At 38.6% G+C, this 17,392-nt stretch carries 15 protein-coding genes; 4 read left to right on the plus strand and 11 right to left on the minus strand.

Annotated features, from left to right (window positions below; all coding sequences use genetic code 11):
* Positions 1-247: 247 nt before the first annotated feature.
* A complete protein-coding gene (gene rpsT, locus DEF30_RS03670) occupies positions 248-511 on the plus strand; it encodes a 30S ribosomal protein S20 (RefSeq protein ID WP_031573022.1) in 264 nt (87 codons plus the stop codon).
* Between the two features lie 72 nt (positions 512-583).
* Here the strand turns inward: rpsT and holA are convergent, their stop codons facing one another.
* The 6 genes from holA to DEF30_RS03700 form a co-directional block, all read right to left on the minus strand.
* Positions 584-1,630, minus strand: a complete 1,047-nt coding sequence (gene holA, locus DEF30_RS03675; protein WP_294096626.1) for a DNA polymerase III subunit delta — start codon at positions 1,628-1,630, stop codon at positions 584-586.
* The gene (locus DEF30_RS03680; RefSeq protein ID WP_294096628.1) at positions 1,630-3,132 is read right to left on the minus strand and encodes a ComEC/Rec2 family competence protein; all 1,503 of its coding nucleotides are present in this window, start codon (positions 3,130-3,132) and stop codon (positions 1,630-1,632) included. The genes holA and DEF30_RS03680 overlap by 1 nt, the downstream gene beginning before the upstream one ends.
* A gap of 95 nt (positions 3,133-3,227) precedes the next feature.
* A complete protein-coding gene (locus DEF30_RS03685; protein WP_294096630.1) occupies positions 3,228-3,854 on the minus strand; it encodes a sigma-70 family RNA polymerase sigma factor in 627 nt (208 codons plus the stop codon).
* Between the two features lie 409 nt (positions 3,855-4,263).
* The gene (locus tag DEF30_RS03690; RefSeq protein ID WP_294096631.1) at positions 4,264-5,589 is read right to left on the minus strand and encodes a M23 family metallopeptidase; all 1,326 of its coding nucleotides are present in this window, start codon (positions 5,587-5,589) and stop codon (positions 4,264-4,266) included.
* 191 nt (positions 5,590-5,780) lie between these two features.
* A complete protein-coding gene (locus DEF30_RS03695) occupies positions 5,781-6,833 on the minus strand; it encodes an aldose epimerase family protein (RefSeq protein WP_294096633.1) in 1,053 nt (350 codons plus the stop codon).
* A complete protein-coding gene (locus DEF30_RS03700; protein WP_294096635.1) occupies positions 6,814-8,340 on the minus strand; it encodes a UDP-glucose--hexose-1-phosphate uridylyltransferase in 1,527 nt (508 codons plus the stop codon). The genes DEF30_RS03695 and DEF30_RS03700 overlap by 20 nt, the downstream gene beginning before the upstream one ends.
* A 252-nt stretch (positions 8,341-8,592) precedes the next feature.
* Between DEF30_RS03700 and DEF30_RS03705 the strand changes: the two genes are divergently transcribed.
* Both DEF30_RS03705 and DEF30_RS12120 read left to right on the plus strand, forming a co-directional pair.
* Positions 8,593-9,273 (plus strand): AzlC family ABC transporter permease, encoded by a 681-nt coding sequence (locus DEF30_RS03705; protein WP_294096637.1) that lies wholly within the window; start codon positions 8,593-8,595, stop codon positions 9,271-9,273.
* A complete protein-coding gene (locus DEF30_RS12120) occupies positions 9,266-9,577 on the plus strand; it encodes an AzlD domain-containing protein (protein WP_366409339.1) in 312 nt (103 codons plus the stop codon). The genes DEF30_RS03705 and DEF30_RS12120 overlap by 8 nt, the downstream gene beginning before the upstream one ends.
* A gap of 60 nt (positions 9,578-9,637) precedes the next feature.
* On the opposite strand, the gene msrA is transcribed toward DEF30_RS12120, so the two are convergent.
* A complete protein-coding gene (msrA, locus tag DEF30_RS03710) occupies positions 9,638-10,117 on the minus strand; it encodes a peptide-methionine (S)-S-oxide reductase MsrA (RefSeq protein WP_294096640.1) in 480 nt (159 codons plus the stop codon).
* 1,040 nt (positions 10,118-11,157) lie between these two features.
* Between msrA and DEF30_RS03715 the strand changes: the two genes are divergently transcribed.
* Positions 11,158-12,117 carry a CAP domain-containing protein gene (locus DEF30_RS03715; RefSeq protein WP_294096643.1) on the plus strand — a complete coding sequence of 320 codons (960 nt, stop codon included), beginning with the start codon at positions 11,158-11,160 and terminating at the stop codon, positions 12,115-12,117.
* A 121-nt stretch (positions 12,118-12,238) separates the two neighbouring features.
* Here the strand turns inward: DEF30_RS03715 and DEF30_RS03720 are convergent, their stop codons facing one another.
* From DEF30_RS03720 to gcvPA, 4 genes are read right to left on the minus strand one after another with little or no spacing between them, the layout of a single operon-like run.
* Complete coding sequence (locus DEF30_RS03720; RefSeq protein WP_294096645.1) at positions 12,239-13,210, minus strand: lipoate--protein ligase; 972 nt, start codon at positions 13,208-13,210, stop codon at positions 12,239-12,241.
* Between the two features lies 1 nt (position 13,211).
* Entirely contained in the window at positions 13,212-14,594 is a 1,383-nt protein-coding gene (gene lpdA, locus DEF30_RS03725; RefSeq protein WP_294096646.1) for a dihydrolipoyl dehydrogenase, read from the minus strand.
* A 2-nt stretch (positions 14,595-14,596) separates the two neighbouring features.
* Positions 14,597-16,051 carry an aminomethyl-transferring glycine dehydrogenase subunit GcvPB gene (gene gcvPB / locus DEF30_RS03730; protein WP_294096647.1) on the minus strand — a complete coding sequence of 485 codons (1,455 nt, stop codon included), beginning with the start codon at positions 16,049-16,051 and terminating at the stop codon, positions 14,597-14,599.
* Positions 16,051-17,391, minus strand: a complete 1,341-nt coding sequence (gene gcvPA / locus DEF30_RS03735) for an aminomethyl-transferring glycine dehydrogenase subunit GcvPA (protein ID WP_294096648.1) — start codon at positions 17,389-17,391, stop codon at positions 16,051-16,053. The genes gcvPB and gcvPA overlap by 1 nt, the downstream gene beginning before the upstream one ends.
* Position 17,392: the final 1 nt, after the last annotated feature.

Consider the following 17,392-nt stretch of genomic DNA (forward strand, 5'->3'; position numbering starts at 1 on the left):
TTCTCCATTTCTTTGTTTCTCTTTTTCAGACATAAGTTATTCTTCAAATAAGGATATCGAGACTTATCGAGACTTTATCGAGACTTTACTCATTATCACATGATTTTCTTCTTGAATATAATCAGTGGTGATGATATAATACCAATGTTAATGACTCGCAAGCATATTTCCCCAAATTGCTAGAGTTAACCCTTTAGAAGTTGTTGAGAAATTACAGCTTCGAAATATGATTGGAGGGGGTGAAAAAGTGGCAAATATTAAATCTTCAAAGAAGAGAATTAAGGTTACACAAGCAAAGACACTTAGAAACAAAATGGTGAAATCCGCGCTGAAGACTTCTATCAAGAAGTTCGAAACTGCAGTAACAGCAGGAAACGCTGAGGAAGCTAAGGTACTTCTTGGTTCTGCGATTAAGTCCATAGATATGGCTGCATCTAAGGGAATTATCCATAAGAACGTTGCTTCAAGAAAGAAGTCAAGACTTACCATTAAGTTCAATAAAATGGCATAATTAATACCCGAGAGTACTAACGTATTCTCGGGTTTTTACGTTGTTCGAAGAATCAGATCAATAAGTTGCATCTTATTTTGTATCCCTTGAGTTCACCATCGAAATTATCAGCATTTCTAATAAAGCGCTGCTTTCAACAGATGTAGTCTTCAGCATATACTCATGCTCAAGAAGCACACGAAAAAGTTTGTTGTACTCCTTAAATGACAAAGAACCACTAATCTTTGACATTCTATCAGCATACCAGGCACTGCCTGTTCTTAGGTGCTTCATGATCTCTTGCGAAGAAGCACTTCTATCTTGAAGAATTTTCACTTTAAAGAGCACTCTAAGCCTTGACCCAACAAGACCAATAATCATCTCGGGTTTCTCCCCTCTGTAAAGCAGATCGTTAATCAGATTTAGTATTTCCTTAATATTTCTCCCCAGACCTCTTTCCGTAAATATCAGATCCAAGAGATTCATTACGTGACGTTCATCCGAAACTTCCATAATGGTGAGAACATCTTCTTTTCTTATTTCTCCACCATCAGTATAGGCAATTAGTTTCTCAATTTCTTTCTCCAGCTGCAAGCTGTTTCCTCGAAAAACTTCGCCAATAAAGACAGGTATATTCTTAGAAACCTGAACGTTCTGTTTCATGAATAATTCTTCAATAAGCGAAACCATCCCTTTCTGCTTAAGCGAATCTATAGATTCAATGAAAGAAAGAGATGAGACTTTTTTCTTCAGTCCATCCAAATAACTATTTCTTTTACTCAGATCATTCTCATACTTATACGTCGCAAAGAAATATAGATCTTCTCTTGGATTTTTTAAATATTCCTCAATGACTTCTTTCATCGGATGCTGCGTAGCACTCTCCATAAAGTTACAGTTGGAAAGCTCCACCAATATATCCTCTTGAAACATAGAGTAAGTATTTAGTGCATTCTCAAGATCCAACGGTGTACATCGATTAGCATCAAGCTTAATATGACTCATTGAACTCTCATCACCTATGACTCTTCTCCGAAGTATTTCACGGATTTGAAACAACAGCTGCTCGTCTTCTGCATAAAGAAAATATGCCCTTTTATGATTTTTGTTTACAGTCTCTTTAACTTGTGTGAACTCCATTAATGCACCTTATATACCAAATCTCGCCAGAATAAAATATGATGATGTTTTTTTACACCTCGATAGTACGGAAGTTCGTCTGACAAACTCAGAGATTTACCGTTGACAAGAATACTTGGCACTCCTTTCTTGATGAGGTGTGGCTTAATCAATACAGTCTTACGACCAAGTTCTAAAGATACATCCCCCCTAAGAGGTATAAATCCTTTTTCTGCCACTCTATAATCCATCATATCATATTTGCGAAAGTTATGGATAACTCGAATATATGGCTTTCCAAAGTAACTATAAATACTGACACTTGTTCCAAAAGGGAGGCTCAGGCACAGAACAAAAACCATCAACGTAAAGACCATTCGTTTTTTATGGTATCTGAGAAGAAGATACACCATAAGAATCCATGGAACATACTGAAGCGAAAGATGTTCCAAGTTCACTGAGCTGTTATATGAACTAAAGAATCTCCCTGCATAAAAGGAAAGCAGAAAAAAAGAATCAATAAACGGGTATAGTACTGTCTGAAGCACTGGTATTCCTGATACCAATACTCCAAGGAAGGACATATACGTTATGATTGAATACAGAGGAACTAAAATGAAGTTGCCGATAAAAACCCCCATCGAAAAATCTGGACTGAATGACAAGATCACTGGAAATGAAAGAAAAAGTGCTGAGCATGTGAGTGCTATTGAACCCCTAATGACGCTTGGTAAAATCTTAAGATACTGTAGAAAGTGCGGATAAAAAATCAATATCCCTAAAGATGACAGATATGTGAGAAGATATCCTTGTTTGAATATGTAGTATGGCATAAAGAAAGCCTGCAGAAACATCCCCACGAAAATTCCCGTGAGAGCATTCGTATCTTTCTTAATAGTCTTACCGACCATCCTATATATTAAGGAAATAATCGTTCTGTACCCTGGAATACTATCCAGAAAAACACCATAAATAATCAGCACCATTGGCGCAATCTTTTTCATCCTTAGTTTCTTTAATGCACTTTCCAATAAACTGAAATGAAATCCAGAGATTGAGAGAATATGCATTATCCCTAGTTCTCCCATATTCTGTGCTCTCTCTTCGTTCATATACTTCTGATTCCCTAGAACCAGTGAGCCCATTAATCCGCCATAGTGCTCTCCATACCTCATAATGAGAAGATCCATAATCCTGTTCTTTAAAGCACGGAACCGGCCAATAAAATCCGTATATACTGTATAATTGCTTCCTATTAACGTACAGATCACACCTTGCTCCGCATTTCCAGGTCCCCCATAAGCAAAGTTTCCCTTCAGCCAGTCTCCTACCTCTACAGTACTTGTCTGCTCCTCCAACCAGTATAGCCTAACCCCTGAAGAAACCAACAGTTGATTATAATAGATCCTCTCAACTTTCACCTCATCTGGAATACCTTCCGTATAATAAAGTGTCACTGATATAAATGCTAGAATTGGGATCATCACATAGATTTTCAAGTTTTTTAGTCCGCTCTTTATCACCAGTACCACCGCGAAAGCACTAACACCAATCCAGAAAGAGTATAAGTTCAAAATCAAACAATACAGGCAGATGAGAAAGTACAAAACGTAGGAACCTAATATATACATTCTTTCTGATCCAGCAGACTGATTAGCTTTTTTCTTGCTCTTTTCTCTTCTCTGGACACAAAAACCTGGGATTTGTTGATAAGCTCCCCGATTTCTTTCTGAGACAAGTCATCGTAATATCGGTACACCAGTATTTTTTTCTGTAACGGAGTCACTTTTTTCAAAAGATCATCCACCATGATTTTATCATCGGTCATTTTCTGATGGTTCCATTCGTCTTCCCAGGATTTCCGTTCGTAACGGATGTAATCCATCGCTTCCTGTGATTCCATCACTACGCCGTCACTATTTCTTATTTGAATATCAGACATGGTCATTTCGCGCTTGGAATGCTCTTCATAGATTCTCTGAACTTCTCCTCTTATGAGATAATAGGCATAGGTAACAAATTTGTTTCCTAGCTCAGGTTTAAAATTTCTGACAGCCTTTATAAGCCCCAAGCACCCGGCCTGATAAACATCTTCCATGTCGAGTACATTCTTTGAAGCATAATAGTAGTCTTTGATTATCTTATATATTAGTGCCTTATTACTTTCGATAATCTCCATTTCAGCATTGCGATCTCCATTTCGTATCTTTTCAATCAGTTTCTCGTTACAGTATATATCAATCATCTCCTTTCATCTCCTTTTTAAATTACCTTTGTTTACGGAATATCACAATAAAAAGGAGTCGACAAATAAAAAGCAGATGTAATCATAAGATATTAGTAATATTTTTGTATCATTTTATTATATTCACAAACGTAAGCTTATGCCTTTAATAAATTGAAATATATTATTGATTATATTTTATTTGTATATCTTTTTTCTATTTTAATTGCTCTTTTATTTTTGATTTTAACTTAAAAATATAGAATTATATCGATTATAAAATATCATTAAAAGCACTCACCATAGAATATCAATATTTCTATAAAATTTAATTCAAAAACCTTCATAACCTTTGACGAATAATAAACACGATAAATAAGTGAATAAAAAATACGGAGCAAGCTAGAAGCTTGCTCCGTAAAAAAAATTACTATTTTACATAATCCGAAGGATTTCTATGTACACCATTTACTCTAATCTCAAAGTGCAGATGTGGACCAGTGGATGTCCCAGTAGATCCTATATACCCGATGGTTTGTCCTTGGGAAACTCGCTGACCATAACCCACAGCAAAACCACTTAAATGAGCATATAATGAGGACACTCCATCTCCATGATCAACGATGATATAGTTGCCATAGGACGCATGGTATTTCGCTAGAATAACAGTCCCTGATCTGGTTGATGCTACAGGCACACCATAACCGGCTGCATAGTCCACCCCAGTATGGAACCTCCTGTCACCGTATACAGGGTGTATTCTGTATCCATACGGTGATGTCACACGCCCACTCACTGGCCTTATATAACCTGAGGATGGTCTTGGAGTCTCAGGCACGCTGGTGCTGCCGCCATTTTGGGCTTCTTCAGCTGCTTTTCTCTCCTCTTCTTCTCTTCTTGCTTTTTCCTGAGCTTCGCGAATCAGTTTCTGAATCTCCGCTTCTAGGGCAGCATTTTCTTCCATGATATCACCAATCTCATTGGCAACCCTTCTTTCTTCGGCAGAAAGATTATCAATAAGGGTCTTCTTCGCCACTTCCAGAGACCGTTGATTATCAAGCTCTCGCTCTAAAGTTGCTTTTTGTCTTTCGAGACTGGTTTTTTCTTCTTCTAGAATAACTTTATCTTGTTCCAAAGTGATTTTAATCTCTGACGCCGCCTTCTGGCTTGCTTCAAGCTTTTCACGCTCAATCTCTAATACCGATATAATCGAATCGATAAGATCCATGATTTCGTGGTCTTTAGATACCATCCGTTCAATAAACAAAAGTCTTTCCGTGAAGTCTACGATACTAGTTGACTCAATCAACGTAAAAATAATATTATTGACCGAATTAGTTTTATATGCCGCTCGCACCCTTGTGGCAAGCAGCTCTTCTTGTATTCTAAGTTCCTCTTCTTGTTCAGAAATTCTTTCTTTTTGTACTACAATGTCTGCTTCAATTTCCTGAATTTTCAGTATCATCTCCGCTATCTCTTCTGTTTTGATCCGAATATTCTCTTCTTTGCTCTGAATACTGCTGTTCAGATTACTGATGCTATTGGAAGTGTTTTTGATTTCATCAAGAATTGCATCCAGTTCAGAATTAACGATTTTTTTATTCTTCTGCAAATCTGATTTTTCTTGTTCCAAAATATCTATTTTTTCATTGTTATCATTAACCTGATCTTTAATGTCATTTGTATTCACAGCAAAAACTGGAATCGATGCAGTAAGTAACGTTGTGACAAGAAGTATAGTAATTTTCTTTTTCATGGCGACCTCCTACTCATAAAGCAATTTTACACCATATACACAAAGAATTTAATATTATTCAAAAACTTTCACATTTATAATTTTATTTTATTCAGTTTATTTTAATTTTTCTATCGATTGCACCTAAATAAGAATATTGTTCACTAAATATTAATAAAAGTCACCGGCAGTTCACAGTGCCGGTGACTTTATCAAACATTCAACTGTTCCACTTTAAATTTATAGACTGTTTTTGCGCTGTATTTTCCCCCGCCATGGACGATCGAATTTTCCAAATTGACTCCGTTCTTTCCAATAGGAAGATTTTGGAACTCCAACGCTACCGACCTTCTCTCCTGGAGTATACCGCCACATTGTACATGCTGATTTTCAGAGTAATTCTGTGTGTACACCACAACGCATTCTGCTGTAGAGTCTATTTCAAGCACCCTTCCAGAAAATCTATGCGCCAGTCTCACCTTTGGAGAAGCGTCAGGCACTAACAGAAACGGGTGATCATAACCATTCCCGATCAGAAGTTGCGGATGCCTTCCTTTAATTTCTTCTCCAATCTCCCGCATATATCTGAAATCAAAAGGAGTTCCTTCCACTTCCAGCAGTTCTCCTGTAGGTGCTGAAGTATCATCAATTTCAGCAAATTTTTCAGCTTTAATCATGAGCTCATGATAAAGTATACTCTCTTCAAATGAACCAGATAAATTAAAGTAAGTATGATTTGTCATATTAATCAAAGTATCCGCATTGGGAAGCGCTTCGTAATGAATACCAAATTCATTGTAATCATTCAAGGAGTATGTAACCTCAACCAAAACTTCCCCTGGATACCCCTCCTCTAAATGTGGTGATAGATATCTCAGCGTAACCGATGCATTGTCATTGAGATTGCTGCACTCAAACTGAAAGTTTCTTCCCGAAAACCCTCTGAATCCTCCGTGACCCTGGTTTTCCCCATAATTTTTAGATAGAGAATATACTGTTCCATTCAGTTCAAACTGAGCATTTTTAATCCTTCCCGAAGTTCTTCCAATGATTGCTCCAAAGTACCCTGGATTTTTTATATAATCCCGATAATCCGTGTGAGAAAGAACAACATTTTCATAACGCCCCTCAATATCTGGCACGAGAATCTTTGTAATAATTCCACCTAGTGTTAGAAATGAAACTTCCATCCCTTGTTTGTTTATCATCGTAATTTCATGAACTTCTTGATCCGATATATTGAATTTAGTGATTGAGATTTTCATGTATAACCTCTATAAAGCGTTGGAACGCTTTCTCACCCTCGTTGTCCTTTTTAAATACACCACAATTTTCCAGTACTTTCATAAAAACATATCCAATCTCATCATATAGTTTTGCTTCAATCTCCTCTTCTGAGGTAAACTGATTTTCATCTAAGATTCTTCGTGCAAAATCACCATGTTTTTGAAGAGTTTCCTCTGAATAAATGCCATCCAGATCTTTTTTGAACATAAACTGTTTCAAGAGCTCCATTTCATCTCGCAGTCTTGCAGGAAGAACAGCCAATCCAAGACACTCAATCAAACCAATATTCTCTCTTTTAATATGATGATATTCCTTCTGTGAATGAAAAATACCAAATGGATGTTCTTCATCCGTACGGTTATTCCGGAGAATCAAATCCACTTCATACATATTATCTCTAAATCTTGTAATAGGTGTAATGGTATTATGTTCTATATCCCCCGACTTTGATATGATCCCAACTTGCTGATCTTCATAAGTCTTCCAAACAGAAAGAACAAGTTCAGAAATCCTAACAAGTTCTTTTACATCTTTACCCTTAAGACGGATTACACTCATCGGCCAGTACAGTTTACATAGTTCAACGCCATTCTCCTGAAGAAGAGTTCTATCATACTCTTTAGCTTTTGACATCGCAAACTCATACCGACCACCCTGAAAATGATCGTGCGTGAGAATACTCCCGCCAACAATCGGTAAATCAGCATTGGACCCGAGCATGTAATGAGGATATGCGGAAACAAAATCAAGAAGTCTTTCGATTGTTTTGCCGGATATCTTCATCGGTTCATGATTGCCCTTAAAAACAATGCAGTGTTCGTTATAATACACGTAAGGTGAATACTGCATAAACCAGGACTCGTCCGCTAAAGTAATTGGAATAATTCTATGATTCTGACGGGCTGGGTGATCCAACCTGCCTGCATACCCTTCATTCTCCTTGCACAGTAAACATTTGGGATATTTCTCATTTTCTGTATTTACCCCTTTACTCGCCAGAGCAATGGCACGGGGATCCTTTTCTGGTTTCGAAAGATTAATGGTCATATCAATCAAACCGTAGGGGGTTTCATATGTCCACTTTATATCTTTCGCAACTCGTTGTTCCCGAATATAGTTGCTTTTTTTTGCAAAATGATAATAATACTGTGTAGCTTTCTCCGGTGACTCTTCCCAAAGATCATAATATTTCTTTCTGAAATCTGAAGGTTTTGATACAAATACACTCATGAGTTTTGTGTCAAACAAATCTAAAACCTCATTAGAATCATTAGGCACAAACTCAGTCTCCACTGCCCATTGCCTAAACTTTGCTAAAATATCCTCAACAGATTCATATCTCATGATATCTGCTCCTTCAGAATAATATTCTAAATTGAGTATCTCCAGAATCCTATTTACAGCATAGACCCGATCCTCATTTTCTATAAGTCTTTCACGAACCGCATAATCCACAAGACTGGCAATTTCATTATTAATATTCATATCCACCCACCTCAACACAATTCTTACAGAATACTTTGCTCAAATAATATATAATCCATTTCTATCTTAATGTAGATTGTATGATTTATCAAGAAATCTCCTTTCGTAGATTCCTAATGTCACCAAAAGAGAATACTACTGCATATGGACCCGCTTCATTTCAGGAGATCCTAAAGCGAATCATACTACTCTGTTGGAATTTGATATTCTATGCTAGAATATCAATATTATGTAAATTCAGGAAGTGATTTATTGAAAAGTAAAACAACATTCTCATCTGGATTCATCGATAGTTTTCCAATTATGACAGGTTACATCCCTATCGCCATCGCTTATGGAGTCATTGGTACTCAAGCCAGCATACCCTCTTGGGTAGTACTGTCAATGAGTATTTTCATCTATGCTGGCGCCAGCCAGTTTATGGCAATCAATCTCTTTGCGCTGAACACCTCTCCTGTTCAGATGATGATTACCATTGGAGTAATCAACTTAAGACATTTGGTTATGGGGTTATCTTTTTTCAATAAGGTGAATCTAAGCCTTAAAAACCGCGTCATCGTCAGTTTCGGTTTGACGGATGAGACCTTCGCGATCCTGTCTCTCAAAGAAAACCTCAGTGCGCCCTATATCAAAGGTGTGATGCTTGGTTCTTATTTATCATGGATACTTGGAGCAATCATCGGAATTCTATTCGGATCCATTCTCCCTGGAATAGTTGCAGAAGGTATGGAGATAGCAATATTTACTCTTTTTATTACACTGCTGGTGAACTCACTAGACGGAAACAGACGATTAATAGGAATACCAATAATAAGTATGATCACCAACTATATTGCATCGAGCTTCCTCCCAGGCGGTTTATCAATAATCCTCTCAATCATCGTAGGAAGCGCTGTCGGGATGATGATTCAAGGAGATGAAGAGGATGAATAAGTACCTTCTGTCAATCTTATTAATGTCTGCAGCTACGCAAATCCCGAGACTACTTCCAGGACTCAGCAGAATGTCCACGATAAAGAGCAAAAGGATCAATAAACTCTTACGAAGTGTACCTCTGGCCGCACTTGGAGCACTCATTTTCCCAGGCATCTTAGATGTTGGTGACACAATTGGCACCGGCATAATAGCAGGCGTAGTTTCTTTCATACTTGCAACAAAGAAAGTCAATATCATGGTAAACATCCTAGTATCCTCAATTCTTACCTCAACACTCATTTATCTCAGTCAGTTGACTTAGGTAGTGCACTATAAAAAACCCTCATGATCATCAATCATGAGGGTTTTCCGGTTTTTACTCTTATTCTATAGAAAGATCAATATGACAGTATCCTCTAGGATTTTTCTTTAAATAATCCTGATGATACTCTTCAGCATCAAAGAAATTACTCAAAGCTTCCACTTCTACAACAATAGGCTTCGTATACTTAGGTTGCATTTTGGCAATAAATTCTAACGCTTTCGCCTCATCCTCTGGATGAATAAAATAGATTCCTGTTCTGTATTGGGTTCCTACATCATTTCCTTGTTTGTTCATAGAAGTTGGGTCAATGACTTTGAAGAACTTCAGTAATATCGTCTCTAAATTTATAAGATTCTCATCATATGTGATATAGACTGTTTCAGCGTGTCCTGTTGTCCCAGTACACACTTCTTCATAAGTCGGATTTAACTTATGACCATTAGAGTATCCAGACTTTGTAGTCAGAATTCCTTCTTTTCTAGAAAAAAACTCATCAACCCCCCAAAAACAACCTCCAGCCAGCGCAATCTCTCTCATGACAAATCATTCCTCCTAGTTTTCACTTTACCACTATTGTAACAGAAAATGGTCATTTATTGACAAATTATCACGTGAGGAGAAGCTTAGATTTATGGAACTTGTATTTGCAAACGTTACTCATCTCGAACGCTTTGATATTATAATAATATTTACGTTTATAAATTCGAAAATCAGCAATAACTTAATTAAAAACGCAAATTTGGATACCAAACTTGTAAATGTAATGAAATACTTACTATTTGCAAGTTTTCCTGCATAAATCTTTGTCAATTCACCGTTGACTTGCATGTACAAATTTGCAATAATGTACATGAGAGAAACAAACACACAAGTACTAAAAATCATGGAGGTAATTGATATGAAGAACATGTTGAAAGTAGTTATCCGTTTCATTACAAAAGATGTAATTGCTCCAGACTTTAATCCATGGCTTGTACAAAGAGAAGTGGATGTACCAAAAAGATTCGTTTAATACTAATACTATATAAAGTCCCACCTTCTGTCATTCTTGGTTGGGATCGCAGGATTAAAATCCTTGAATATAAAACCGCTGGGTGTCTCCAGCGGTTTTATATTTTCGTGTTTTTCTTTGATTCTCAAGGAGTATAGTATTTATTAACTTTACTTAAAATATACTTTTTCATGTTCTGTTTATAAAAATATACCGTTCATCAATGCTTGAAACATAACTTATTATATTACTATTTATCATAGTAAAAATCAATGTTTTCCCAGTTTTTATTTTGCGACAGGCTAAATATTCTGATATTGACGAATATTGTTTTTCAGTTTTTTAATTTGAACTATATTATTTAGATTTCCGTATTATTCGACATTCATTCTTTCTCTCCACTATTTTTTCGACTTGTATGGCAGTTAAGTAAATTTACATTAATATTATTATTAATTTTGACTAAACCTTCGAATTTTTAGATAAATTGAAGGTTTTTTTTTATTATGATACGATGCACTCATAAAAGTCAATGAATATTTTAATAGAAATAAAACCATTTGATAAAAAATAACGAGGTGTATTTATGAAGAAACTCATATCATTAGTAATAGCAACTTCTACTTTGATATCTTCTTACTGGACAATAAACATCCAGAATCGAAAAGATGTTCCTGCCGAAGAGAACAAGCAAATTGTATTATCCGAGGAAAGCGCAGCCGAAACCACTCATATATTCAAACCCACCGGATTAAAAACAGAACAGTTCAAGGATGGATTCAGCTTTGATCTTCATAAAAAGATGACCGAAATAAAATCTGATCTTTTCTTTCAAAACTTCAAGAACGAGCTCGCCGCGAAAGAAGCCCAAAGACTGGCTGATCAGCAGGCAAAAATAGCCGAAGAAGAGAAAAAAGCTGAAGCAAGCGTTACACAGAAGAACCCCAGCACACAGAGCAATAAGCCAGTTGCATCTACTGTAAAAACGAGCACAACCACAAAACCCGCTTTAAGCACAGCAGAAAAGGTTTCTCCTAAACCAGCTCCAGCTCCGACTCCAGCTCCGGCTCCAGCTCCAGCTCCGGCTCCAGCTCCAGCTCCAGCTCCAGCTCCGGCTCCAGCTCCAGCCCCAGCTCCAGTTAACACAAATACTTCGAGCTTTGATTACTTAAGCAATGTTGAGAAAGAAATCTTAACTGTAACAAACAGATACCGAAGCGAAAACGGTCTTGCTCCATTAACTTGGGATTCCTCCCTATATAGCTCAGCAAGATCCCACAGCGCTCTAATGTTTACCACAAACACATTTAAACACACCACGAAGTATAATGTTGGAGAGAATATCTACATGTTAGCTTCTGGTGATAAGAGCAAATACACCGCTGAGTTCATAGTTGCAAAATGGATGAACTCAGACGGACATAGAGCAAACATCCTGAACCCAAAAGCAACCAGAATGGGCGCAGGCGTAGTTTTCGGCCAGCAGTATTTCGCAAAATACAACCGTAATTTGCCAACCATCTACGCAACACAGCATTTCAAATAATATTACAGCTATAAAAACAACCACCAGACGAATCTGGTGGTTGTTTTGTTCTTCGTATCTTATGATGTAGAGTTCCGATACATGTATCCAACTTACAATGGAGATCCTTCAAGTTCTTTTGCTAAAACAGCAACCCTGCTAATTCTTCATCCTGCACATTTACCATATAGTCCGATAAGGTAATTTCCCTTAGTGCATCCAGTACATTTTGCTCCTGATGTTTCACACCAATGAGCTTTTCTTCAAGTTCATGTATGTTCCCTGTACCGAAAAAATCACCATAAATTCTTATATTCTCAATACATCCTTTTTGCACATCCAGTGTAACTTCAACAGTGCCTCCAGTAAATCGCCCTTCTTTTGTCATGGAAAACTTCGGACTTTGCCCATAGTTCCATTCCCAGGTAGAATACTTTTCTTCTCTAAGTTTTTTGATTTTTTCTTCCTCAATTGCATCAAAAACCGTAATATTATCTAACCCTCCGGCTACTGACCTCATAATACGATCCCTGAATTCTAGAACGTCCATTGGACTCTCCAAGTGTTCGCTGATATTCGTGATTCTAGAAGCCACAGATTTCACACTTTTCCCAGTGAACTTAATATCCCGAGGTTTAAGCGCTCCTGAAATATCCGATTTTTTTGAAGAAAACAACAGCGTTCCATGATGCATGACACGATTCTTATACTTACACTGGGCTGTTCCAGAAAACTTCTTCCCATCAATGGTCATATCATTTCTACCAGAAAACTCCGCTTTCACCCCCAACTCATTGAGCGCTTTCGTAATGGGCTCACAAAATCCCCTGAAGTCATTAAAACTCTTCTTGCTGTTTTCTATAAAAGTGTAATTGATGTTTCCCAAATCATGATAAACAGCTCCACCACCAGTGAGGCGGCGGACAACTTTAATCTCTTTTTCTTTTACATATTCAACGTTAATTTCAGACAGAGTGTTCTGATTTGTACCAACAATAATGGCATTGTCATTTCTCCACAGGTAAAATATGTCCTCATCTGTGTGTTTAAGCAGATACTCTTCCGAAGCTAAATTAAAATAAGCATCTGTATTCTCGCTAATAATATATCTCATGTTATCTCCTTGACTGAACCATGTGTACAGCTTCCCCTTTTAGTCCCATAACACTTTCATAAAAGGCTTCTGCAAGGGTCGGATGCGCATGGATGACGTGTTTCAGTTCATCTACACTCAATCCCATTTCACAGGCTAAAAGCCCTTCATGGATTAAATCTGACGCATGGACACCCATAATATGGACACCGATGATTTTAAAATCCTCATCAGAAATCACCTTAACAAGACCTTCACTTTCGCCCATGGTAAGCGCCTTTCCATTGGCTCCAAGCATAAACTTACTTACATGATATGCTAAACCTTGCTCTTTCAGCTGTTCTTCTGTATATCCTACAGAAGCAACTTCCGGGAACAGGAAAACGCACCCAGGAACAAATCTTCCCATCTTCGGTTTCTTTCCCGCAAGATACTCAGACACATACTCTCCTTGAGCAGAAGCGGCATGGGCTAGAAGCCACTTACCATTCACATCTCCAATGGCAAAAATATTCTCTTGACTGGTTCTGAAATGATCATCCACCACAATTCCTTTTCTGTTCATTTCCACACCAATCTCTTCCAGACCAAGATTCTGTGTATTAGGTCTTCTTCCAGTAGCAATCAGCACCTGGTCTCCTGATACGACTACCGGCCCCTTCTTCCCTTCCATTGTCACATGAAGTTTCTGTCCATCTCTATTGATTTCCTGGACCATAGCTGAAGTGATGATTTCAATCCCTTTCTTCTTTAGAATCGGTTTTAACCTTTTTACAATTTCACCATCAATCCCAGGTAAAATATTTGGCATCGCTTCCAACACTGTCACCTTTGACCCAAAACTCGCGAAGATTCCAGCAAACTCCATCCCGATCACACCACCACCAACAATAACCAGTTCTTCAGGAATGGATTCAAAATCCAGAAGCTCTGTACTTGTCACCACACCTTCATTTTCTACTCCAATGATTGGCGGGATAAAAGAAGACGAGCCTGTAGCAATGATCAGATTGTCAAACTCAATTACCTCTCCATTGACAGAAACACTGTTGCTTGAAAGAAGTTTCCCTTCGCCATAGAGTACATTTACCCCTGCTGATGATAAAAGTTTCTCCACTCCAGAAACCAGTGTATTTACCACCTGATTTTTCCGCTCCCGAATCTTATGCGCGTTGGGTTTTACTGCGCCTTCAAAATCCAGACCATAACTGTCCAGATGAGTGGCGTGATTTAGAATTTCCGCACTTTTGTAAAGTGCTTTTGTTGGAATACACCCTACGTTGAGGCACACTCCACCTACTCTGTTTTTCTCGATTAATGTTGTTTCAAATCCAAGTTGGCGCAAACGGATGGCGGCCACATAGCCGCCAGGTCCTCCGCCAAGTATCACTACTTTATTTGACATAACTACTCCTTTGTCCAGTGCAGGATCAGCTGTCTTGCCGCAAGTGCTTCATCCAACCTTCGGACCGGAGTGTCATGAGGTGCATCCTTCAAAAGTTTAGGGGTTTCCCTCGCTTCTGTCGCAATCTGCTTCATGACCTCTATATATGCATCTAACGTTTCCTTGCTTTCGGTCTCCGTCGGCTCCACCATCAGCGCCCCTTCTACAATAAGAGGGAAATACATGGTTGGTGGATGGTAACCATAGTCAATGATTCTCTTAGCTACGTCCAGGGTAGTAACCGCATCGGTCTTTTCCTTTAACCCTGCAAATACAACTTCATGCATACAGGTCTCATCCACAGCTACTTTATAGTGCTCTCTAAGGCTTTCCTTCATGTAATTGGCATTAAGGACCGCATTCGTTGAAGCAGCTTTCAACCCATCATGTCCCATGGATAGCATATAGACATACGCTCTCAGCACTACACCAAAGTTGCCGTAAAAATTCTTTACCTTGCCAATGGTATCTTTATAGTCATAATCAAGATAATATGTATCCCCATTCTTTGCCACCACCGGAACAGGCAAGTATTCCTTCAAAATGTTCTTGCATGCCACAGGACCTGATCCAGGCCCCCCTCCACCGTGTGGAGTAGAGAATGTCTTGTGCAGGTTATAATGCAGAACATCAAAGCCCATATCCCCAGGTCTTACAATTCCCATAATCGCGTTCATGTTGGCTCCATCGTAATAGAGAAGACCTCCCGCTTCATGGACAAGATCCGCAATTTCCTTGATATGCTTTTCAAAGAGCCCCAGTGTAGAAGGATTGGTCAGCATAAGCCCAGCAATCTCATCACTTAAAACAGATTTCAGTGAATCAATGTCTACCGATCCATCCTTATGGGAAGCCACTTCCACCACATCAAACCCAGCAACAGCTACCGAAGCAGGATTTGTGCCGTGTGCAGAATCCGGTACTATGATCTTATTTCGCTTTTTATCGTTTCTCATTTCATGGTACTTTTTTATCAGCATGAGGCCCACAAGTTCCCCATGAGCTCCGGCTGCGGGCTGAAGCGTGACAGCATCCATTCCAGAAATTTCTTTAATATTTTCCTGAACGGTATACATTACTTCCAGAGCACCTTGTACGGTCTCCTCAGGCTGGAACGGATGAAGTCTCGCAAATTTAGGATTCGCAGCGACTTCCTCATTGATCTTCGGATTGTACTTCATCGTACAGGATCCTAATGGATAGAACCCTGAATCAATCGAATAATTCTTCTTTGAAAGCAATGTGTAATGCCGAACCACATCAAGTTCACTTACCTCAGGAAAATCCAGTTCTTCTTCTCTCAGAAGGCCGGGATCAATAAAGTCACTAAGATTCATCTCTTTTAGAGAATCTTCAGGAAGAGCATACGACTTTCTTCCAGGTTTGGATAATTCAAAAATCAACTTTTCGTAAGCCATTAGATCTCCTCCATAATTTTTACAAATCTATCGATTTCTTCAAGAGTTCTATTTTCGGTGACAGCAATCAGCATCGCATCGCCGAGTTCTTCATTTGCCTTCTTCAGATTAAAGCCACCCAAGATTCCTTGAGCCCTTAGCTTTTCATTGATTTCATCTACAGACTGAGGGCATAGAACAGCAAACTCTTTAAAGAACGGTTTGTTGAACAAAGGCTTGTACTTTCCACTCTTTGTCAGCTCCTGGAATGCATAATGTGCTTTCTTAAAAGACTGCGAAGCCACTTCCTTCATCCCATGCTTGCCAAGAGTAGCCATATAGATTGCAGCTGTAATTGAATTCAACGTTTGATCCGAACAGATGTTGGATGTAGCTTTGAATCTTCTAATATGCTGTTCTCTTGCTTGAAGCGTCAGAACAAAAGCACGTTTTCCGTCTCTGTCCAATGTCTGGCCTACAATACGGCCAGGCATCTTTCGCATGAGCTTTGTGGTGGTGGCCATGAAACCTAAAACAGGACCTCCATAATTGAGGTTCTGACCAAGAGCTTGACCTTCTCCAACCACGATATCCGCTTTCAGCTCCCCTGGACTCTTTAAAATACTTAATGCAATTGGATCCACACTCATAAGAAGAAGCGACTTGTTGTTATGAACAGCTTCTTCAATCTCTTTCACATTTTCCACAACACCATAGAAATTTGGGTATTGCAGTACTACACCCGCTACATCAGCTGTAAGCTTTTGCTGAAGATCTGAAACATCTGTAACACCATCCTTTTCATCCACAAAAAGAATGTCAACATTTCTAAACTTCAGATACGTCTCCAGAACCGCTCTTGTTTCAGGATGCACTGTTTTAGAGACCAGAATCTGCTTTCTCTTTGTTTGTACAGAAGCTAGGATTGCTCCCTCAGCAGCAGCAGTAGGTGCGTCGTACATGGACACATTTGAGACTTCCATGCCTGTAAGAGCACACATCATAGACTGATATTCAAAAACACTCTGAAGTGTTCCCTGACTGATTTCAGGCTGATACGGTGTATAGGCTGTATAAAACTCAGAACGAGTGACAAGAGTTCTGATAATGGATGGAATGTAGTGGTCATAAGATCCAGCTCCTAAGAAACAGGTCAGTTCATCCACGCTCTCATTTTTTGATGCAAGGGCACTGACAATTCTTCTAACTTCGATCTCAGACTTGGACTTGGGAAGGTTCAAATCTTTTTGCAATCGGACATTATCCGGAATGCTCTTGAACAGAGCCTCCGTGGACTCCACACCGATGACGCCAAGCATTTCCTGAACATCTTCCGGTGTATTAGGCAGATATGGATGCATA

The sequence above is a fragment of the Proteiniclasticum sp. genome (assembly GCF_003514505.1).
In the GTDB taxonomy this organism is placed as follows: domain Bacteria; phylum Bacillota; class Clostridia; order Clostridiales; family Clostridiaceae; genus Proteiniclasticum.